The sequence below is a fragment of the Klebsiella sp. 141240 genome (assembly GCF_050600805.1).
In the GTDB taxonomy this organism is placed as follows: Bacteria; Pseudomonadota; Gammaproteobacteria; order Enterobacterales; family Enterobacteriaceae; genus Klebsiella; species Klebsiella aerogenes.
The window spans coordinates 462,893-482,173 of record NZ_JAQIRK010000003.1; the positions used below are offsets into that span (position 1 = coordinate 462,893).

Annotated in this window: 20 protein-coding genes and 1 pseudogene; 13 read left to right on the plus strand and 8 right to left on the minus strand. The window is 51.4% G+C overall.

Going from position 1 to position 19,281, the window contains the following annotated elements; all coding sequences use genetic code 11:
- Nucleotides 1–55: 55 nt before the first annotated feature.
- The 4 genes and pseudogenes from PGQ95_RS07995 to PGQ95_RS08010 all read right to left on the minus strand — a co-directional run bounded on the left by PGQ95_RS07995 (nucleotide 56) and on the right by PGQ95_RS08010 (nucleotide 3,268).
- Nucleotides 56–508 (minus strand): nuclear transport factor 2 family protein, encoded by a 453-nt coding sequence (locus tag PGQ95_RS07995; protein WP_430917743.1) that lies wholly within the window; start codon nucleotides 506–508, stop codon nucleotides 56–58.
- Between the two features lie 48 nt (nucleotides 509–556).
- Nucleotides 557–673: pseudogene (locus tag PGQ95_RS08000) on the minus strand (hypothetical protein); the annotation flags it as partial.
- 428 nt (nucleotides 674–1,101) lie between these two features.
- On the minus strand, nucleotides 1,102–2,409 hold the full coding sequence (locus tag PGQ95_RS08005; protein ID WP_271032505.1) for an OprD family outer membrane porin: 1,308 nt from the start codon (nucleotides 2,407–2,409) through the stop codon (nucleotides 1,102–1,104).
- Nucleotides 2,410–2,470: 61 nt separating this feature from the next.
- The gene (locus tag PGQ95_RS08010; RefSeq protein WP_430917640.1) at nucleotides 2,471–3,268 is read right to left on the minus strand and encodes a histidine phosphatase family protein; all 798 of its coding nucleotides are present in this window, start codon (nucleotides 3,266–3,268) and stop codon (nucleotides 2,471–2,473) included.
- 361 nt (nucleotides 3,269–3,629) lie between these two features.
- On the opposite strand from PGQ95_RS08010, the gene surE reads away from it, so the two are divergent.
- The 6 genes from surE to PGQ95_RS08040 all read left to right on the plus strand — a co-directional run bounded on the left by surE (nucleotide 3,630) and on the right by PGQ95_RS08040 (nucleotide 8,864).
- Nucleotides 3,630–4,499, plus strand: coding sequence for a 5'/3'-nucleotidase SurE (gene surE / locus PGQ95_RS08015; protein WP_271032503.1), 870 nt, complete (start codon nucleotides 3,630–3,632; stop codon nucleotides 4,497–4,499).
- A 276-nt stretch (nucleotides 4,500–4,775) separates the two neighbouring features.
- Nucleotides 4,776–5,729, plus strand: coding sequence for a hypothetical protein (locus tag PGQ95_RS08020; protein WP_430917642.1), 954 nt, complete (start codon nucleotides 4,776–4,778; stop codon nucleotides 5,727–5,729).
- 21 nt (nucleotides 5,730–5,750) lie between these two features.
- Nucleotides 5,751–6,338, plus strand: coding sequence for a hypothetical protein (locus PGQ95_RS08025; RefSeq protein WP_047048272.1), 588 nt, complete (start codon nucleotides 5,751–5,753; stop codon nucleotides 6,336–6,338).
- On the plus strand, nucleotides 6,335–7,654 hold the full coding sequence (locus PGQ95_RS08030; protein ID WP_271032502.1) for a sensor histidine kinase: 1,320 nt from the start codon (nucleotides 6,335–6,337) through the stop codon (nucleotides 7,652–7,654). Before PGQ95_RS08025 ends, PGQ95_RS08030 begins: the two co-directional genes overlap by 4 nt.
- Nucleotides 7,654–8,271 (plus strand): response regulator transcription factor, encoded by a 618-nt coding sequence (locus tag PGQ95_RS08035; protein ID WP_113373398.1) that lies wholly within the window; start codon nucleotides 7,654–7,656, stop codon nucleotides 8,269–8,271. The genes PGQ95_RS08030 and PGQ95_RS08035 overlap by 1 nt, the downstream gene beginning before the upstream one ends.
- Before the next feature lie 95 nt (nucleotides 8,272–8,366).
- A complete protein-coding gene (locus PGQ95_RS08040) occupies nucleotides 8,367–8,864 on the plus strand; it encodes a GlcG/HbpS family heme-binding protein (protein ID WP_087860748.1) in 498 nt (165 codons plus the stop codon).
- Nucleotides 8,865–8,907: 43 nt separating this feature from the next.
- Here PGQ95_RS08040 and PGQ95_RS08045 read toward each other — a convergent pair whose 3' ends face one another.
- Nucleotides 8,908–10,143 (minus strand): MFS transporter, encoded by a 1,236-nt coding sequence (locus tag PGQ95_RS08045; RefSeq protein ID WP_047067471.1) that lies wholly within the window; start codon nucleotides 10,141–10,143, stop codon nucleotides 8,908–8,910.
- 272 nt (nucleotides 10,144–10,415) lie between these two features.
- Between PGQ95_RS08045 and PGQ95_RS08050 the strand changes: the two genes are divergently transcribed.
- The 4 genes from PGQ95_RS08050 to PGQ95_RS08065 all read left to right on the plus strand — a co-directional run bounded on the left by PGQ95_RS08050 (nucleotide 10,416) and on the right by PGQ95_RS08065 (nucleotide 14,059).
- Entirely contained in the window at nucleotides 10,416–10,682 is a 267-nt protein-coding gene (locus PGQ95_RS08050; RefSeq protein WP_015705366.1) for a DUF1778 domain-containing protein, read from the plus strand.
- On the plus strand, nucleotides 10,670–11,155 hold the full coding sequence (locus tag PGQ95_RS08055) for a GNAT family N-acetyltransferase (protein ID WP_087860747.1): 486 nt from the start codon (nucleotides 10,670–10,672) through the stop codon (nucleotides 11,153–11,155). Before PGQ95_RS08050 ends, PGQ95_RS08055 begins: the two co-directional genes overlap by 13 nt.
- Nucleotides 11,156–11,226: 71 nt before the next feature.
- Nucleotides 11,227–12,840 carry an FAD-NAD(P)-binding protein gene (locus tag PGQ95_RS08060; protein WP_271032501.1) on the plus strand — a complete coding sequence of 538 codons (1,614 nt, stop codon included), beginning with the start codon at nucleotides 11,227–11,229 and terminating at the stop codon, nucleotides 12,838–12,840.
- Between the two features lie 118 nt (nucleotides 12,841–12,958).
- Nucleotides 12,959–14,059, plus strand: a complete 1,101-nt coding sequence (locus PGQ95_RS08065; RefSeq protein WP_271032500.1) for an NADH:flavin oxidoreductase/NADH oxidase — start codon at nucleotides 12,959–12,961, stop codon at nucleotides 14,057–14,059.
- 54 nt (nucleotides 14,060–14,113) lie between these two features.
- Here the strand turns inward: PGQ95_RS08065 and PGQ95_RS08070 are convergent, their stop codons facing one another.
- Nucleotides 14,114–14,272, minus strand: a complete 159-nt coding sequence (locus PGQ95_RS08070; protein WP_002903230.1) for a YqaE/Pmp3 family membrane protein — start codon at nucleotides 14,270–14,272, stop codon at nucleotides 14,114–14,116.
- Between the two features lie 262 nt (nucleotides 14,273–14,534).
- Here PGQ95_RS08070 and uxuA point away from each other — a divergent pair, with 262 nt between their 5' ends.
- Together uxuA and PGQ95_RS08080 are read left to right on the plus strand one after the other, a co-directional pair.
- Nucleotides 14,535–15,605: a mannonate dehydratase gene (uxuA, locus tag PGQ95_RS08075; RefSeq protein WP_045365882.1), complete on the plus strand. Its 1,071-nt coding sequence runs from the start codon at nucleotides 14,535–14,537 to the stop codon at nucleotides 15,603–15,605.
- 69 nt (nucleotides 15,606–15,674) lie between these two features.
- Nucleotides 15,675–17,009, plus strand: a complete 1,335-nt coding sequence (locus tag PGQ95_RS08080; protein WP_087860743.1) for a gluconate:H+ symporter — start codon at nucleotides 15,675–15,677, stop codon at nucleotides 17,007–17,009.
- 50 nt (nucleotides 17,010–17,059) lie between these two features.
- Here the strand turns inward: PGQ95_RS08080 and PGQ95_RS08085 are convergent, their stop codons facing one another.
- Nucleotides 17,060–17,545: an E3 ubiquitin--protein ligase gene (locus PGQ95_RS08085; protein WP_213316046.1), complete on the minus strand. Its 486-nt coding sequence runs from the start codon at nucleotides 17,543–17,545 to the stop codon at nucleotides 17,060–17,062.
- An 83-nt stretch (nucleotides 17,546–17,628) separates the two neighbouring features.
- The gene (locus PGQ95_RS08090; RefSeq protein ID WP_213794067.1) at nucleotides 17,629–17,802 is read right to left on the minus strand and encodes a hypothetical protein; all 174 of its coding nucleotides are present in this window, start codon (nucleotides 17,800–17,802) and stop codon (nucleotides 17,629–17,631) included.
- A 95-nt stretch (nucleotides 17,803–17,897) separates the two neighbouring features.
- On the opposite strand from PGQ95_RS08090, the gene PGQ95_RS08095 reads away from it, so the two are divergent.
- Nucleotides 17,898–19,274, plus strand: a complete 1,377-nt coding sequence (locus PGQ95_RS08095; RefSeq protein WP_430917648.1) for a pyridoxal-phosphate dependent enzyme — start codon at nucleotides 17,898–17,900, stop codon at nucleotides 19,272–19,274.
- Nucleotides 19,275–19,281: the final 7 nt, after the last annotated feature.

Sequence of the window (19,281 nt, forward strand, 5' to 3'; positions counted from 1 at the left end):
GAAGGGCGAGAATAAGGGAAAGCGAGAGCGTTAGCAGAAGGATTCAGCCCGGATTTTAGAACATGCCGTTGCCGCTGGCGGTTTTTGGCGGGACGTTTTGGGTAACATCCCAATGCTCAACGATTTTGTGCTGTTCGTTAAGGCGGAAGATATCCACGATAGCCCGCGTAACGCCAGGTTCACGACCGGTCACTTCAACGTGCAAGATCACGTTATCTCCGTCGACAAACGCCTGCTTAATTTCGCTGTGCGAGTCGGGATATTTATTCTTCAGAAAAGCGATAAACTGCTCGAAGCCTTCCACGCCATCTTTTGCCATCGGGTTATGCTGTACATAACGATCCCCGAGATATGGCCTGGCGGCGGAGAAGTCTTTATCGTTCAAAGCTTTATTATAAAAATCAATGACATTCTTTTTATTCAACAGTTCACTTTCACTATTGCCAGCAAAAACGGCGGGCGTTAGAGCGAAAAACAATGAAAGGGCAACGATAGGTTTTTTCAGCATTGATCCTCCTGCGATGGTTTTGATGTCAGGTGCCAGGCCTGACAGGTGACTCCCAACGAACTTAACAGCCAGTTGGGTTGGTAGTTGATTGAGGTAATTCTTTCTGAACAAAATGGCATCTTGAATTTGCGGCATCGACTCGTTTAGATCAAGTTGCTTGTTCAATTAAGAAGGGGTGGTTCAAATCGTTAGGTCATAGGCTGATGAGGACATCGGTACGTGTGATTAAATGAATTTAACATAATATACATTATGCGCACTTACATGGCATGTGACGGATAACGGCGTTTAACGTTGTGCATTACTGTGGTTCTTGCTGGCCTGTGCTTGTTCCGTTCTCGTAGCTATCCAATCAAACTGGTCATCTATCGTTGCTCCGTCTGCGACGAGCGCTATTCAGCCTTCATGATATCCGCAATCAGACATGTCGCTTTCTTTCTCCAACAATCATCTCCGGCTGTCAGATTAAATCGCGGACAACAACATCATTATGTCGTTGTCCGCGTCTACAATATCATTCTCGACATGGCGTTTTCACGGCACATCGTTCGCCATCGCTCCTGGGCGGCTTCGTCCTCGCCATGTCATCTCGATCAGAACACCTTGAATCGATATTCCATGATCACTTCCGACGACAGCGTGTTTGTACGTGTGTAATGGCCGTCCGTAAGGACTGGCGTTTTTCCCTGCGTCTTGTATGACCATCCTGGCCCGAACATCGCCCAAAAAGTGAAGTTTTTAAACATGGACTGCGTTGGAACCCAACGGCTAAAGGCATTGATCTCCCCGGTGCGCACGTGATTCCCTTTATAGTTAAATTGCCCGATGTTTCCCGCCAGGCCAACGGCTAATTCAGGGGTTAATCGATATTCGGTGATGTTCGCCAGCACCAGTTCCCCATCACGCATGTAATCGTCGCCAGCGTAGGCCATGGAAATAAATGTTCCCCGGGAATTTTTACTCATGTGGCGTGGATAAAACCCGACTTCATCTGCTTTTTTAGCATTGGTGTAGCCAATGCCCATTTTGCTATTCCAGCGTTCACCTTTCCAGGTCGCGTCCAACGCAAAATGCCAAGCATTATTGTCAAAATCCCGTTTACTCGCGGGCATTGCACGGTAACTTTCCATGGCGTGGGTGCCGTATACCTGAGTGCCTATCGTTAGCTGCGTATCAGGTCGAAACTGCGTAAACAGCAGGTGCCGCTGCAGATAGCCTTTGCTCTCACCATAAGCATACTGTGCATCAAAATTTTTTCCCCGCCAGAGAATTTCTCCGCTTGCCAGGTGGCTAATATATTCACCGGTATTGGTCTGAAATCGCTTTTTATCTGGTGAGTTTCTGTCCATGGAATTTTCAAGCCATGCCCCTCTTATGGTAAATGGACCGTAGCTTAAAGCACTGCTTACGCCGGAATACGTTGTCGGCGAAAGCCTGTTAGATGTTGAAATAACGCCATAATTTTTCAGTATCTGCCATCCCCAGCGCGCGTTTAGCTGAGCACCAGAAAGCGTGTAGTTAAGCTTCACATTACGTTGACCAAACTTTGAATACCCTTCTGCATTGCTTTTTTTGTTACCAGTCCCATTGTTATAAAGCACACCGCGGGAGTTGAAATAGTCGCTGGCGCCCAACTTTATCGCGCTATAATACGATACGTCGAAGCCGATAATATCGGCTAAATAACCAGACTGGTATTCTGCTGAAAATCCCTGTCCCCAGGCGTTGTGTACATGTTTAGGGTTGGCATTTTCCTCCTTAAGATATTTCCAATAATTCTTTGCAGAGACAGTGAGCTGTGAGTCAGTAAAAAAAGGATCTTCAAAAATAGCGTCTGTAGCGGCCCATACAGGCGTAACCAGCCCGCACGCTATTAATGCAGCAGTTATGTTGTTAAACATTTTTATTTCCTGAGAAAAGATCCGCCATAGCATGTTTATGGCGGAAAACTAAACTGTCATATTATTTATGGTTTAGTGAAACCTTGCCTGCTTCAACGTATTTCATGGTGCCAATTTCTGGCACGCTGTATTTACCATCGTGATACGTGATTTTCACCACTGCAGCATTCGACAATGGCAGATTTTTGGCCGAGTCGTCCGTCAGATCGGAAATCATTATCTGAATCGCCGTGCCTGAAGAAATGGCCAGAATATTTTTATCACCCTCTTTTTGAGCATTTTCTACAATAGTTGCCAGCGCAGCTTGTGTCCGTACTTTTACTTGCTCATAGTTTTCCGCTAGCTGTTTAGGATCGGATTTGGCCAGCGCGTTCTGGCTTTCCTTTACCGAGAGCGTGCCTGCTTTCATCGCTTTAAAAAGCGCTTTGCTGTCCGTCATTCCTAGCGTGTGTGCGCCTGCATTGGCCATATCGACATTATAACCGCCTTCAAAACCACCAAAAAACGCCTCTCGCAGGCCTGTCATTTCTGTTAAATGATAATCCGTTACGCCAGCCTGTTTAAGAATCACTGCCATGGTTTCGCGCTGCCGTCCCGCATCACTGGAATAAAAACGATCAAATTTTATCCCTTTGAGTCCCTCACCTAAATATTGAGCAACCTGCACCCCATCCTTGGTCAATGGGGAATCAATCCAACCTTGCACGCGGTCAAACGAATTAAGCAGCGTTTTACCATGGCGCGCAAAATAAATATTGATGACCTCCTGCTGGTCATTTTTATCATTCGTGTTCGCCATCAGCAGTGGACTGGTAATGGCAGTAACTGCCATTAAGACACCCAGAAATAATTTTTTCATTTTAAAGAGTCCTTTTTCATAGCCAAAAAAAAACCTACGTACTCTTCAGCCCCCTGGTATTGAGGTGGAGAAGAAAACGTAGGTTTTGCCTGTTGAAACAGTAACAATCCAGCTATTACGGACCCTATCACTAATGTTTTTGAATTGCACCTAATCTATAGCGATGATTTATGTAATTGTGATCCTCCTCATATCAACCGTATTCCCATCTGGACGTTAATATCTGCAGTACGTATTTTAAACTCTCTTGGGATTGTTACTGTTTCAGGCAAAACCTAAGGCCGTTTCTGTACTCGTTGCAGGAGCGGCCTTAGGTTTTTTTTTTGCATTTTAGTTACCCTCATGAATAACAGGAGTTACGATGAACAAGTCATGTATTGCCGCTGCGCTGATCTCTGCATTCGCTTTTACCGCAAGCGCCGCGCCGCTAAAAATTTTGATTGTCAACGACGATGGTTGCGAATCTCCGGGCAGTATTTCGCTTCAGGAAAAACTCACGCAAAAAGGTTTTGATGTGTGGATGGTTGCTCCAGCCACCAATCAGAGCGGCATCGGTTCGGCCATTACATTCAAAACGGGTAAAATCTTTGATGTAAAGAAGGCTGCTGATAAACGCTACTGCTTCCCGGGAACGCCCGCCGATGCGGTTGATTTTGGCTTACGGGGAATACTCATTAATAATCCGCCGGACCTGGTTATTTCTGGCGTCAACGATGGCCCGAATACCGGAATGGCTCAGGTCAATTCAGGGACGGTAAGTGCGGCAGCCAGGGCTGTACGTTATGGTTTCCCGGCGATTGCGGCCAGCATTGGATATATCTTTACTGAAGATGAAATGAAGAATAAATGGCCAAGCACCCATAAATACTGGCCTGATGCAGTGGATTATGTGGTTGATGTTGTTGAAACGCTGAATCATAAACAGGTTTCTGGAACACCTTTATTGCCTAAAGGGTCGGGCTTAAGCATTAACTATCCGCCGCTGCCAAAATCAAAAATTAAAGGTGTGCACTATGTTGAAAATGAGATGTTCCCTACCCCACAGATTGGTTATGATATTTTGCCTGATGGACGCGCTAAACAAACCATCAATCCGGAATCATTAAAGACAGTAGAGAATGACACCGATTCCGGCTGGCTTAATAAAGGTTATATCACCTATAGCCTCTTTGATGGGGCAATGAACGCCCCGCAATTCCAGGCGCAATATGAAGAACTGCTGAATAAATAATTCACCAGTTTATTTCACAACTTTGTACCATCCACTTCGTTCCTGCCGGCGACACACTAAATCGCTGGCAGGCGATGTTTTCAATTTTTCATCACCGCCTAATTATATTGCTCAAGCCCTCATCCGTACTGTACGACGCGTACCCTTCCAATATCAGGTAAATACTTGATTGAGTTCAAAAGTTAGTCTGTTTCGGACTATTCCTGGTTGTTTATGGTTTTTTTAACATCTAACCTCATTTTTCTATAATTCCACAATTCACGTAGCGAGCAGCTCATGACCTTCCCTGCACATTCTTCAAATCTGCCCGACTATGGGTTTGCTCGTAGCCTGGGACTAGCCTCTGGTAGTGATTTTGATTTTACCGCGCTGGCCGCACAACTGGACTGCTCCCGTGATTTCTCTCAAGCCGGGATAATCTATTCCGACGGAATGAATCGCTGGCTTGTGCGCCCTTCACGTAGAATCGCCACACCAAACCAAAGTAGCGTTAGCCATGTTATCGTGACAAAAATTGCATCCTCGACGCCGCACAATGCCGCAAAAGCCACGATCAAAACGCTACAAGCACCGTCACTGGCTAATGAAATTACCTCCACGGCTATAGCCTGCGGCGCTGCCGTGGTCACTGTCTTTTTAGCGCTTGGAGCTGGCGCGGCCATCCCGCTCACCGCCGGAGCCTCAGGCGTGGTGGCAGCAATGATCACTGCAGGTGGTGTGGCGACAGGTTTACAGTGTTTTATCGGTAGCGGACGTCTGTTAGCTATCGGTATCGGCCATGAGGAGGATATTGCCTGGCTTGACAGCCAGGACTGGTATACCGCAACCTCGTCAGCCCTGGATATCGTTTCTTTAGCTGGCGCTGGGGCGGGTTTAAAAAGTACCATTGCAACATATAAATTAATGAAAGCCAGTTCCTCCTCCGGGGCGATAAACTGGCTCAAAAGTCTGAGCCGGGCCGAACGTAAGCGTATTACAGAAGAAATCATCCGCGCCCAAAATCCAGGAATTTCTAACGGTGGAATTAAGGCGGCCATGCAGGCGCAGCTTTACCCTAAGCGTTTCCCGTCTGAGGCAATACAGCGTTCTTTGCAGCGCGAATTAACGAATGCGGTTATTAATACCTCAGCCTTCGCGGGGAGCGCGCTCACCGGAACAATACGCCATCCGCAAAATGTGTCGCAATCCGGTAAGTACGTCATCGGCGTTATACAGTCGTTCTCATTTTAGATAGTTAAAGCACTCGGCATAATGAAATATATTAATGACAGTCTCAAACTGGGCACCATCGTTGAGCAAAGGATAAAGGAGCAGGATCCTAAGCAGTTAGAGTCCGCGAAAATGTACTTGATGGAGCGTATGGGAACCCCTGTCGGGTTGCATACGGCTGGCGTGCCTTTTATTTTAAGCGCGCTGTTAAGCGTGATAAGTTTTGCTATGCCGCAGCTAACGCTTTGGGGAGCCATCTTTCAGTGGTTTTCCTGGCCCGCGCATGCTGTTTTTGCTGGTATCATCCCCACAGGTTTACTTTACTGTCTGCTGATCTTCCCGTCGATGACGCTGTTCTCTCGAGGTTTTCTGGCGGCGCTTAAGTTCTATCTAGGTCTGATTTTCCTGACCGCCGCGCTCGCCGCGGGAAATCTCGTTTACGCATTCATTTCGGTATTCATATTTGGTGGGCATGCCGGTTTGCTTATAAGCGCTTTGGTTGGTGTATTGTTTAGCGCTGGGAGCATCAAACTGATTAACAGCGCAATGTTTGTAAAAACCTCAGCATTTTATTTACATAATCGAGTTTGGCGCTGGCAATTAAAACATCATGCACAAAATGCGATATGATAAAAAACCTCTGCTGGCTCATGCTGACGTTGTTAAGCTCGACGGGGCTTGGCGCCTGGTTTCTTCAACAGCAATATGACGCGCGCTCCGCCGACTTCCGCATCCTGTATCGAGAAATCACGGTGAAGGTGTCGCAGCACGATGCCATCATCCCCCTGCTTCCGGCCGGTCAAAATGCCGCCGAAGTCCAGCAGATCCTGCCGCAGATCGTGCAATGGCGGCGCTATGATTCCCTGGAGCCGCGACGCCCCATCGTCGCGCAAAGCCCCGCACGCTACTGGCTGAATCTTCCGGGCATTTCCCTGCTGATTGATTTGAACACCCTACTTAACAGTCTCAATGAGAAAAAGACATTCAAACATCTTGCCATTCTCTGGGACGATACCACGTTGTTTGAGGAAGGTACCGCCTCTGCCAACACCTGGTGGCGTTGGGAGAAAACCGTCGCCAGCCCGACACAGCCGCTGCGGATTAGCGCAGGCGATAACCCGCAGTGGCATCAACTGCCGTGGTGGCTGATACTTTCACCAGCACTGTTCTGGGCGGTGATTATCTATCTCGTTAATCAGTATCGAACCAATAAACGCCGACGGGATATCGCCGATTTACGCTCTCGCTATGGCGAACTCACTCGTCTTAATACCATGGGCGAACTGGCCGCCGGCATCGTACATGAGCTTAATCAACCGTTGACCGCCATCATGAGCTATAACCAGGCGGCAGTGCGCCTGATTAAAAAAAACGATCCCGTAAAGATCCCCGAACTGCTTGAGGCCTCAGTGTTGCAGATAAAACGCATTGACGCCCTGCTCAGCCAGTTTCGTCTCAAGCTAACCAGCAAGCGCGCCGAATATCAGCCGGTGGACCTTCCGTCTCTGTGGCTACGCGTTTGCGAATTGCTGGATAACGAGATCAGCGCGGGGAAAGTTCGCGTCTCCAGCCATTTTCCGCCGGACCTACCCGCGCTTCCAGCGCCGCCGCTATGGGTAGAGCAAATTCTGCATAATATCGTTAGCAATGCCATTCAGGCGCAAAGCGCAAATGTTCCAGGTAGCGCGTGGATCCATCTGCAAGCTGAGCGAGTGAATGACGGTATCGCCTTAACTCTTACTGATGGCGGACCAGGGTTATCATCTGAAGCGCTGGAGCAGGTTTTTATACCGTTTTATACCACCCGTACTGATGGTGTGGGACTCGGCATGGCCCTTGCGGATACCCTTGTTCAGCGTCTTAATGGCACGATAGAAGCGAGCAATATCACCGGACAAGGCGCCTGCTTCCGGTTATGGTTTCCGCTGCGCAATGAGGAGAAGTGATGGAGCAGTATATCTGGTTAATTGATGACGATGCGGCAATACGCGATTCATTAAGTCTGCTGCTCTCAACCGTTGGCTGGCAGACGCAGGCGTTTGATAGCGCACACGCTTTTCAACATCAGGCAGGGAATCTTGCCGAATTAACCGGTTGTATGCTGCTAGATATTCGCATGCCGGGGAAAACCGGGCTGACGCTGCTCGATGAGTGGCGCCAGTTAGGTCTAACCTTACCGGTTATTATTATGACCGGGCACGGTAATATTGATTTATGCCGTCGCGCCTTCAAAAATGGCGCATTTGAATTTTTAACCAAACCCATTGATGCCGACCTGTTATTCGAAGTGGTTGGCGAAGCGATGGCGCAGCAAAGCGCGCACCTCGAACAACAACAGAAATTACTGCCGCTGCAGGAAAAACTCGCCACCCTAACCGCACGCGAGCATGAAATGCTCCAGCAGCTGATCCAGGGCTACTCCAGTAAAGAAATCGCCCGTATATGTTCACTCTCGCCGCGTACCGTCGAAGCGCATCGCGCCAATATTTTTAGCAAGCTTGAAGTTAACTCGCTGCCCAAACTGTTGAAGATTTACGCTGATGTCGCCAGCGCGTCTAAGTAAAAATACCTGGTACGTTCCGTATTCGCGGCAATAGTCGCCATGCTCCCTGCCCCCTAGTATTGCCCTATCGCCACTCAACACGACGGAGCATCACTATGAAACGTATCCTTCTAAGCGCCATCCTGCTCGGCAGCCTGGTCACTACCGCAAGCGCCGCCACGGGCGTTCTCAGCCAGAAAAATTTGTCAGTGGAGCTCGCGGATAAAATCGCGCAAAGCACGCTACAGTCCTGCGCCAAAGACAGCTACAACGTCGCCGTTACTGTGGTCGACCGTGCCGGTACGCCGCTATTAATGAAGAGAATGGATAATGCCGGCCCGCACACCGTCGAAGCCAGCCGTATGAAAGCGTTCACCGCGCTAACCACTAAAAATGCCACCAGCAATGTCATGAAAGGTTCTCAGTCTAACGCCGGGGCCGCGAACCTGCGTGATATACCAGACTTCCTGCTGTTAGCTGGCGGAGTGCCGGTTAAGATGGGAGATCAGGTCATTGGCGCGGTTGGCGTCGGCGGCGCGCCGGGGGGAAATTTCGACGAAGCTTGCGCGATGGCCGGGTTGAAATCTATCGAAGGCGAACTTAACCAGGGCTAATCCAAAGCGGGTAGACTATTGCTACCCGCTTTGCCATAGCGTGTTACCGACTCACATGCTGCATGGCGTTTTGCTCAACCGCCCCGCTTATCTTCTTCGCCCGACTTTCTTGACCAAAGAAGGTCAGTATCGCGATAATGATCGCCACCGTACCGGCAACGATTGCCATCGCCAGCCCATAGTTCTGTCCATGGTGTTCCGCAATCGTCGCCTGTAAAGTCGCATTAACCGAAGCGATAAGATTACCCAGTTGATACACAAAGCCCGGCAGCACCGCCCGGGTATTCGCGGGAACCAGTTCATTTAGATAGGTCGGGACCACGCCCCAGGCGCCCTGAACCATAAACTGCATCAGGAATGCGCCGATTCCCAGCATCAGTGAACCGCTAGCGAATGCCCACAGCGGGATAACCGGTAGCGCCAGCAGCGAGGCGGTAATAATGGCCTTTTTACGGCCAATCTTCTCGGAAAGCGAACCGAACAGCACCCCGCCGATGATCGACGCAATATTGTAAGTGACCGCAATAATACTGATCGTTTTCGGATCAAAGCCATGCTGCACTTTCAAAAATACCGGATACAGATCCTGGGTGCCGTGGGAGAAGAAGTTGAACGCCGCCATCAGTACCACCAGATAACAGCACAATTTCCAGTGCGTTTTCAGTACCGGCAGTAGCGCCGTGCTCTCCTTTTTCGCCCGTGACGCTAACCATACCGGTGACTCCTGCACGCAAAACCAGATAAACGGCAGCAGCAAAATAGGCGCTGCGCCGATAACAAACATCCCGCGCCAGCCGAGTAAATCAAATAGCAGCCCATAAGCGACGGCGGCAATCAGATAGCCAAACGGATAACCGGCCTGGAAAATCCCCGACATTAGCCCACGGGAACGGTCCGGGATAGTTTCCATTGACAGCGACGACGCCACGCCCCAAATACCGCCCATCGCCACGCCATATAGCACTCTTAAAACCAGAAAAATCGTTAATGACGGCGCCGCGGCAGACAGCAGCTCGAAAATCGAAAAGAAGATGATATTCAACATCAGGATCGGCTTACGGCCATATTTCTCGGCGAGCCGTCCAAAAATGAGCGCGCCGATAGGCCGTACGGCAAGCGTCAGTAATATCGCCAGCGTGACCTTTTCCAGCCCAACGTGAAACGTCTGGGCAATGTCACTCAGTAAGAATACAAGGAGGAAAAAATCGAAGGCATCAAGTGTCCAGCTTAAGAAGCTGGCAATGGCGGCATTGCGCTGTAGTGAAGTCCAGCCTAACATCGTGTTATCCCTATCCTGGCACAGCGGCCTGGAGATGTAGCAGCTCCCCGAATGAACATGCAGGGCCAACTGCATATGTAAATGTAAAGTTTCTTAAGTTACCCATATGTTAAATACACCCAATAATCGTATGGCCGCAAGTTAATTAGCATGCTAATTTGTTTCAAATTAAGTATATGTCCCCTGATATTCCGCGCTGGCAGAATGTATAGCATTTGATATACGGCTGTTCTACAATGAGCTGTATACCAATTGCTATACAGGAAAAGAAGATGAAATCAGATATCCAACTCAACATCCGGGCGAAGGAGTCCCAGCGGGCGCTGATTGATGCGGCCGCTGAAATTCTGCACAAATCGCGGACCGACTTTATCCTTGAGATGGCCTGCCAGGCGGCAGAAAACGTTATTCTCGACCGTCGGGTGTTTAACTTAAGCGATGAGCAATACGCCGAATTTATCGACATGCTGGATGCGCCGGTTGAAGCTAACCCCGCTCTCGATAAATTGCTGGCGAGAAAGCCGCAATGGGAAAAGTAAGCGCGCCTGCACCGCTATCCTCATACCATCAGATTGCGGAATTTTGTTGCGGAGAAACGGTTCTCGATCAATGGCTAAAACAGCGAGGAATGAAAAACCAGGCTCAGGGCGCCGCGAGAACCTTCGTGGTCTGCAAGGAAGATAGCCACCAGGTGGTGGGGTTTTATTCGTTGGCAACCGGCAGCGTTAATCACACGGAAGCCACTGGCGGCCTGCGGCGTAATATGCCCGATCCTATCCCGGTCATCATTCTCGCCCGCCTGGCGATCGACTGCGCTTTTCACGGACAGGGGCTGGGGGCTGATCTACTCCATGATGCGCTGTTACGCAGTTATCGCGTTGCCGAAAATGTTGGCGTACGTGCCCTGATGGTCCATGCCCTGACCGATAGCGCGAAACGATTCTATCTACACCACGGATTTAAAGCCTCAACCACCCAGGAACGCACTCTTTTCCTCGCCTTGCCTAAATAACTCCACCTTTCGTCATTTTCTCTACCACACTTATCTTTCAGTTCGGGAATCACACCAAAGGAAGGATAACGATGAAGAAAGTGGCGATTGTCGGCGTAGGGCCGACCGGGATCTATACTTTTCATTCCCTGGTTGAACGGGGTGAGCCGCTGGAGATAGTGCTCTACGAGCAGGGTGAAGAGGCTGGCGTCGGAATGCCTTATAACGATGAGCATAACTCAGCGCAAATGCTGGCGAATATCGCCAGTATCGAAATTCCCCCCATCTATATTACCTATCTGACGTGGCTACAAAATCAGAGCGAAGACTGGCTCACCCGGCATGGCATTGAGCGTGAGGCCTTACATGAGCGGCAATTTTTACCGCGCGTGATCCTCGGCGACTATTATCGCGATCGGTTCCTGGCGGTGTTGGAGAAAGCAAGGTTAGCGGGTTTCAACGTTAGCGTGCGCGAGTCCTGCGAGGTGACCGATCTCCAGGCGGAACAGGATGGCGTCAAACTGTGGGTTAACCATGCGCCCACAGCGGAACGCGCGGATTTTGCCGTTATCGCCACCGGACATCTCTGGCCGCAGGACGATGATTCCCCCCGCGAATATTATCCCAGCCCCTGGAGCGGTCTGATGCAGGCGCAGATCGCGCCGTGTCGGGTCGGTATCATGGGAACGTCACTCAGCGGTATTGATGCCGCCGTCGCCGTCGTCATTCAGCATGGCCATTTTTCGGCTGACGCCGATGAGAGCGTCCATTTTCGGCTGAATGACGCGAGCCATAAACTCCACATCACACTGATGTCGCGAAATGGCATTCTGCCCGAGGCCGATTTCTACTGCCCCATCCCCTATGAACCGCTGGAGATAGTCACCCATCAGGCGCTGGAAGCGGCCATCGCTAAGGGGAGCGAGGGATTGCTGGATCGCGTATTCCAGCTTATCGTCAAAGAGCTGGAGCTCGCCGCGCCGCAATGGTGCAGGCAGATAGGCTTGCGCCAGTTGACCGCGGATACGTTCAGCGACGCCTGGTTTATCGATAGAAAACGACACGATCCCTTCGCCTGGGCACATGTCAATTTGCAGGAAGTGGAACGCAATAAACAGCAACAGCATACCGTGCCGTGGCGGTATACCATTCTTCGTCTGCATGAAGTCATTGAGACGATTACGCCGCATCTTGATGAACGCGACCGCGAACGCTTTAAAACAGGGCTCGCCCGGATATTTATCGATAATTACGCGGCCATTCCGTCGGAATCGATTCGCCGTCTGCTGGCGTTACGGGAGGCCGGGGTTATTAGTATTTTGCCGCTGGGGTCCGATTATCAACTGGAGGTTCAACCACAGCTGACGGTCATCCACCACCATAACCAACGCAGCGAATTTGACGTCTTTATTGACGCCAGAGGCCAAAAGGCGCTGAAGAGTAAAGACATCCCTTTCCCGACGCTGCGCCAGCAGCTTCTCGCCTGCGGTGATGAAATCCCGGATATCGGTGATGATTACACCCTGCAGGCGCCAGCGTGCGCTCGCGGCCGCATTGCCTTCGGCGCGCTGCCGTGGCTGATGCATGACCGTCCTTTCGTTCAGGGGCTCGTCGCCAGCGCGGAGATCGGCGCCGCAATGGCCAGAGCGGTTTCACAGCAGGCCAGCGGACATCGGCGTAAGCTGTGGTTCAGTCATGATTGGTGATCCATTAGCATGCGATTAACAACTAACAGCCTCTTAAGCGCAACAACGGAAAAGAGGCCGTCATTCAGGCATGTTACAACTAAAGGTTATCAGGCAGCACAACTCTTACGAGGTACATATGAGTCAACTATTTAGCCCTGCGCGCATTGGTAAACTGGAGCTGGAAAACCGTATTGTCATCGCCCCGATGTGTCAGTATTCCGCCGAAAACGGCAAGGCGACCGCCTGGCACCGCATTCATCTTGGACAGCTGGCTTTTTCCGGCGCCGGTTTGGTGATTATTGAAGCCAGCGCCGTCGAGCCTGCGGGCCGCATTTCCCCGGCGGACGTCGGCTTGTGGGACGATGAAACCGAAGCCGCCCTGTACCGAGTGCTGGAAGATGTTCGCGCCTATTCAACAACCCGCATCGGTATCCAGCTGGGACATGCCGGGCGCAAAGCCTCCGTCACTGCACCCTGGCTTGGCGGCGGTCAGTTGACGCTGGATAACGGCGGCTGGCAAACCGTCGCCCCATCCGCACTGGCATTTCATGACGGCGACCGGGCGCCAAAAGCGCTGAGCCATGACGATCTGGCGCGGCTTAAGCAAGCCTTTGTTGATAGCGCGCGGCGCGCCGAACGCCTGGGAATTGAACTGATAGAGCTGCATGCCGCGCACGGCTACCTGCTGCATCAGTTCCTCTCTCCGTTGAGCAACCAGCGTACAGATGAATACGGCGGTTCACTGGAAAACCGCTTACGTTTCCCGCTGGAGGTTTTCCAGGCAATACGGGAGGCGGTCAGCGAAAATATCGCCGTCGGCGTGCGACTTTCGGCGACAGACTGGGTAGACGGCGGTTGGGATACCGCGCAATCCATCGTCTTTAGTCAGCAGCTTGAAGCACTGGGTTGCGACTATATTCACGTCTCCAGCGGCGGGTTGTCGCCGCAGCAGGCGATTCAGGTCGGTCCTGGCTATCAATTACCGTTCGCCCATGAAATCCGCCAGCAGGTTAACGTTCCGGTCATTGGCGTAGGGTTAATTACCGAACCGCAGCAGGCTGAAGATGCACTGCAAAACGGCGACGCCGATCTGATTGCCATCGCCCGCGCAGCGCTCTACAACCCACACTGGCCGTGGCAGGCTGCGGCGGCTCTGGGGGCCCAGGTTAGCGTGCCGCCGCAATATCTGCGCTCGGAGCCGCATGGGCTGAAAGGCACGTTAAAAGCTAATCGCTGAAGCTTAACGATATGAATGATAGCGGCGCAACAGCGCCGCTAGATTACGGCAGGGTTAATCGCGGGTTTGCACCCAGAACGCGTGGATGAGACCAGGAATGTAGCCCAGCAAGGTCAGAATTATATTCAAAATGAATGCCCAGCCGAAACCTTTACCCAGCAGTACGCCCAGCGGCGGCAGGATGATAGTAAATACGATTCTCCAGAAACCCATACACTCTCCATACAAACAAAATTAACGACTTAAAAAAGAGACCTCGTCTCTAAGCATAGTAATTCTACCTGATGCCGCCACGTTAGCCGCCCCTTTTACCCGATTTTACGCATCTTGTAATGAGTATTCCTTCAGTGAGTGTGCAATTCAGCCGATGTATGGTTTTGTGAGTTCGATCATGTCCCCCTCACCGCATTGTCGTTATCCTTAATCTAACTTGTATGGTAGTAGACTATAAACAACGCGGTAAGGAAAAGTTTTCATGCAAATGACGATGCGCTGGTTTGGACCAGACGAAGATAAAGTCACTCTTGAGCAGATCCGTCAGGTTCCGGGGGTGGAAGGTGTGGTCGGCGCGCTGTACGACGTTCCGGTTGGCGAAGTCTGGCCACGGGAGAAAATTAAGGCGTTAGTCGAGCAGGCCCACGCTAACGGCCTGACGATGGAAGTTATCGAAAGCGTGAATATTCACGACGCGATTAAAATCGGGCTGCCGGAGCGCGATCGCTATATCGCTAACTATCAGCAAACTATCCGTAACCTCGCAGCCTTTGGCGTTAAGGTCATCTGCTACAACTTTATGCCGGTTTTCGACTGGATGAAAACCGACATGAACTACCGGCTGGCGGACGGGTCGCTGACGATGGCTTTTGAAAAAGCCGGCATCGATAAAACGCTGGAACAGGTCGTCGCGGAAGTGCTCAGCAACGCCAACGGCTATGCCCTGCCGGGCTGGGAGCCCGAACGTTTAGCGCAGGTACAGACGCTATTCGACAGCTATAAAGCGGTCGATGACGACAAACTGCGAGAAAACCTAGTCTATTTCCTGGAGAAAATTATCCCGGTCTGCGAAGAGGTCGGCGTGAAAATGGCCATTCATCCTGACGATCCGCCGTACTCTATTTTTGGTCTGCCGCGCATTATTAAAAACCGCGACGATCTCGACTGGTTGTGTCGCGCGGTGGATTCACCGGCAAACGGTATTACCTTATGTACCGGCTCTATTGCCGAGGAGCCGCAAAATAACGTTTATCAAATCCTCGCGGAATTCAGCCAGCGCGGGCGCATTCATTTCGCTCATGTCAGAAATATTAAAATCATAAAAGACAAAGATTTCTACGAATCGGCGCACCCTACCCGCTACGGCTCGCTCGATATGTACCGGGTGATGCAGGCGCTGCACGACAACGGCTTCGACGGCTATATTCGTCCCGATCATGGCCGTTTTATCTGGGGAGAAACCGGCCGTCCGGGATACGGTTTATACGATCGCGCGCTCGGCGCCACTTACCTACTGGGATTATGGGAAGCGCTGGAAAACCAGCACGCCTGATCCGCTCGTCACCCTGGTGCCGGAGCTCTCCGGCACTGAAAATAATAAAATCTCTGTTGGGAGGATGCCATGTCTCCAGCCCTGGCACTGCTATGGGTGGTGGTCGGTATTGCGCTACTGGTCATCATGAATCTGAAATACAAAGTACACAATATTTTCGCCTTATTAATTGCCGGCCTGTTTGTCGCCATTATGGAAGGTGTGCCCCTCGATAAAATCGTCTCGATGGTTCAGCAAGGACTGGGCGGAATAATGGGACACCTGGCGCTGATCATTATATTCGGCGCTATCATCGGCAAATTTATGACCGAATCCGGCGCCAGCCAGCAGATTGCCGATACGGTAATCAGACGTTGCGGTACCCGTTATCTGGCGGTCGGCTTGATGTTTATCGGCGTCATCTTCGGTATTGCCATGTTTTATGAAGTGGCGTTTTTGATTGCTATGCCGCTGGTTCTCAACATCGCCAGCAAAGCCAATATCCCGTGGATGAAACTTGTTATACCGACGGTCGTCGGCGCCACCATGGGCCATAGTTTATTTCCGCCACAGCCGGGGCCGGTTGCATTAGTCAGCGCCTTCCAGGCGGATATTGTTCAGGTTTATCTGTACGGCATTATCGTGATAGTCCCGGCGCTGTTCTGTGCGGGGATCCTGTTACCCGCCTGGCTTCCGGGTATCCGCGAGATGAAGCTGAATGCCATGATTAAACCGCAGGAGGAGAAACCTGCCGACGCGCTGCCGTCGTTTGCGGTCAGCATTGCCATTCCGCTGATCCCCGCGATATTAATGATTGCGTCTTCGCTGATTCAGTCGCTGTTTGGCGCGGCCTCTTCTGCGGCAAAATTCTTCCAGTTCCTCGGCAGTGCGGAAATTAGCATGCTGCTGGCGACCGGCGCCGCAATCTGGCTGCTTGGCTGCCGCCGCGGCATGAACGCCGTTCAGGTTAACCACTGCGTGACGGATTCGGTCGCCAGAATTGCCAACGTCCTGTTCGTCATCAGCGCCGGCGGCATTCTTAAACAGGTTATTATCGATTCCGGCGTCGGCGACCATATTGTCACGATGATGAGCCACGTCCCGCTGTCGCCGTTTATTATCGCCTGGTTGATTACGGCGATTATTCGTATTCTTACCGGCCAGGGCGCCGTGGCGGCAATTACTTCAGCCGGGATTGTTTCGCCGATGGTGACCGCGTTTCACCTTAATCCGGCGCTGATGTGTCTGGCGGTGGCCTGCGGTAGCAATACCATTACTCTGATGTATGACGGCGGGTTTCTGCTATTTAAGGAAACGTTTGGTATCTCGATGCGCGATACCTTTAAGACCTGGGGCTTACTGGAGCTTATCAACTCGGTGGTGGGTCTGTTGATGGTATTATTACTGAGTCTGTTTATTTCCTGATAAAATACACCGCGGCGAGAATGGTATCGCCGCGGTAGCAGTCCAGTATATTACTGCTGGCTGGCCGGCGCCTGCTGCGCTGGCGCTTGCTCCGGCGCGATACTCTCTTTTATTTCTTTGGTTTTATTGGCGGCATCCGCGGAAAGCTGGTTGGCTTCAACGATAGCGTTATCTTTAATTTTTCCCGCCTCTTTCATGATCGCATCGCTTTTTTGCTGCGCATCCTGTTTTACCGCATCCGCTTTATTTTTCGCATCCTGGGCAATCGCGTCAGCTTTCTTGTCAGCTTCAGATTTAATACTACTGGCCTGGTTTTTCAGGCTATCCGCTTCATTATTGGCCTGCGTTTTGATGTCGTCGATCTGCTTATCCGCTTCTTGCTTAATGGCCCGCGCTTTATCGGCGGCCGCATCTTTAATTTGTTCCGCGTTATCTTTGGCCTGATCCAGTTTATTGTCGACTTTCGATGAGTCATCGCAGCCAAACAACGCCAGGCACAATGCAGAGGTAATCAGCGTTTTATTCCACAGTTTCATCAGTATTCCCTTATCGGTCCAGGTGGTAATCCAGTGACGGTCATAGCCTTGCCGTATCGGCATAGTCAATTTATTTATAATCGCTATGCCTGGAGAGTCAAGCTATCGATAATTTTCAGTAATGCTTTGCCGGAAAATGCATAGATCAGCCAACGACGGCGGCTAATTTGCTTAAAAACAAGACAAAAAACCACTATTCCAGCAATCAATACGCCCGGGCGGATAACCTGCTTTCCTTCTGGATGGCTAAAAAGCATCTTATATTCCATTTTGCGCTAAACAGCAGATTTATGTTCTTTAAAATGCCGTTTTTACAGTTCTACCATTCAGCTATCTCGATACGAATGGGTAAATGGTTATGTCACTCTTTCACTCTGTAAGCGACCTGATTGGTCATACCCCGCTGTTACAACTGCATAAACTGGATACCAGCCCGTGCAGCCTGTTCCTGAAACTGGAAAACCAAAATCCCGGCGGTTCGATAAAGGATCGCGTGGCGTTGTCGATGATTAATGAAGCCGAGCGCCAGGGAAAACTGCGCCCCGGCGGCACCATCATTGAAGCCACCGCCGGTAATACCGGGCTGGGGCTGGCGCTGATTGCCGCGCAGAAAGGCTACAAACTGATCCTGGTGGTGCCGGACAAAATGAGCCGCGAGAAAATTTTCCATCTGCGTGCGCTCGGCGCCACCGTGCAGTTAACCCGCTCGGACGTCAACAAAGGTCATCCCGCCTATTATCAGGACTACGCCCGCCGTCTGGCGGATGAAACGCCGGGCGCGTTTTATATTGACCAGTTCAATAATGAAGCCAACCCGTTGGCTCATGCCACCACTACCGCGCCGGAGCTGTTTGAGCAGCTCGATGGCGATATTGACGCCATCGTGGTCGGTGTCGGCTCAGGCGGTACCCTGGGCGGTTTGCAGGCGTGGTTTGCGCAACATTCGCCGAAAACCGAATTTATTCTTGCCGATCCAGCCGGTTCAATTCTGGCGGACCAGGTAGAGACCGGGCAATACGGTGAAACCGGCGCCTGGCTGGTGGAGGGGATCGGCGAAGATTTTATTCCCCCGCTCGCCCATCTGGAGAAAGTACGCAAAGCGTGGCGCGTGACCGATCGTGAAGCGTTCGCCACCGCCCGGCAGCTGCTGCAAGTGGAAGGTATCCTCGCCGGCTCGTCAACGGGCACCCTGCTGACAGCAGCTCTGCGCTACTGCCGGTCGCAGTCCACCGCTAAGCGGGTGGTAACCTTCGCCTGCGATAGCGGTAACAAGTACCTGTCGAAAATGTTCAACGACGACTGGATGCGCCAGCAAGGTCTGCTAAGCCGCCCGACGCGCGGCGATCTTAGCGATTTTATCGCCCTGCGTCATGATGAAGGCGCAACCGTCACCGCCGCGCCCGACGATACGCTGGCTGCCGTCCTTGCGCGTATGCGCCTGTACGATTTCTCACAACTGCCGGTGCTTGAAAACGGCCACGTGGTTGGCATCGTCGATGAATGGGATCTGATAAGCCACGTCCAGGGCGACAGCCGGCGTTTCGCGCTGCCGGTCAGAGAGGCGATGACCCGCCATGTCGAAACCCTGGATAAGCACGCCCCGGAAAGCGCGCTTAAAGATATCTTCGACCGTGGACACGTCGTGGTCGTCACCGATAACGATCGGTTTATCGGCCTGATCACCCGTAGCGACGTCCTGACCACCTGGCGTAACCGACTGGAACAATAAGGAACGA

Bases quoted from the DNA above. Each gene is read 5' to 3' on its own strand.
- PGQ95_RS08020 (WP_430917642.1), top strand. From the start codon at position 4,776: ATGACCTTCCCTGCACATTCTTCAAATCTGCCCGACTATGGGTTTGCT.
- PGQ95_RS08035 (WP_113373398.1), top strand. From the start codon at position 7,654: ATGGAGCAGTATATCTGGTTAATTGATGACGATGCGGCAATACGCGAT.
- uxuA (WP_045365882.1), top strand. From the start codon at position 14,535: ATGCAAATGACGATGCGCTGGTTTGGACCAGACGAAGATAAAGTCACT.
- surE (WP_271032503.1), top strand. From the start codon at position 3,630: ATGAACAAGTCATGTATTGCCGCTGCGCTGATCTCTGCATTCGCTTTT.
- PGQ95_RS08025 (WP_047048272.1), top strand. From the start codon at position 5,751: ATGAAATATATTAATGACAGTCTCAAACTGGGCACCATCGTTGAGCAA.
- PGQ95_RS08080 (WP_087860743.1), top strand. From the start codon at position 15,675: ATGTCTCCAGCCCTGGCACTGCTATGGGTGGTGGTCGGTATTGCGCTA.
- PGQ95_RS08085 (WP_213316046.1), bottom strand. From the start codon at position 17,545: ATGAAACTGTGGAATAAAACGCTGATTACCTCTGCATTGTGCCTGGCG.
- PGQ95_RS08040 (WP_087860748.1), top strand. From the start codon at position 8,367: ATGAAACGTATCCTTCTAAGCGCCATCCTGCTCGGCAGCCTGGTCACT.
- PGQ95_RS08045 (WP_047067471.1), bottom strand. From the start codon at position 10,143: ATGTTAGGCTGGACTTCACTACAGCGCAATGCCGCCATTGCCAGCTTC.
- PGQ95_RS08095 (WP_430917648.1), top strand. From the start codon at position 17,898: ATGGTTATGTCACTCTTTCACTCTGTAAGCGACCTGATTGGTCATACC.
- PGQ95_RS07995 (WP_430917743.1), bottom strand. From the start codon at position 508: ATGCTGAAAAAACCTATCGTTGCCCTTTCATTGTTTTTCGCTCTAACG.
- PGQ95_RS08050 (WP_015705366.1), top strand. From the start codon at position 10,416: ATGAAATCAGATATCCAACTCAACATCCGGGCGAAGGAGTCCCAGCGG.
- PGQ95_RS08005 (WP_271032505.1), bottom strand. From the start codon at position 2,409: ATGTTTAACAACATAACTGCTGCATTAATAGCGTGCGGGCTGGTTACG.
- PGQ95_RS08030 (WP_271032502.1), top strand. From the start codon at position 6,335: ATGATAAAAAACCTCTGCTGGCTCATGCTGACGTTGTTAAGCTCGACG.
- PGQ95_RS08070 (WP_002903230.1), bottom strand. From the start codon at position 14,272: ATGGGTTTCTGGAGAATCGTATTTACTATCATCCTGCCGCCGCTGGGC.
- PGQ95_RS08060 (WP_271032501.1), top strand. From the start codon at position 11,227: ATGAAGAAAGTGGCGATTGTCGGCGTAGGGCCGACCGGGATCTATACT.
- PGQ95_RS08090 (WP_213794067.1), bottom strand. From the start codon at position 17,802: ATGCTTTTTAGCCATCCAGAAGGAAAGCAGGTTATCCGCCCGGGCGTA.
- PGQ95_RS08065 (WP_271032500.1), top strand. From the start codon at position 12,959: ATGAGTCAACTATTTAGCCCTGCGCGCATTGGTAAACTGGAGCTGGAA.
- PGQ95_RS08055 (WP_087860747.1), top strand. From the start codon at position 10,670: ATGGGAAAAGTAAGCGCGCCTGCACCGCTATCCTCATACCATCAGATT.
- PGQ95_RS08010 (WP_430917640.1), bottom strand. From the start codon at position 3,268: ATGAAAAAATTATTTCTGGGTGTCTTAATGGCAGTTACTGCCATTACC.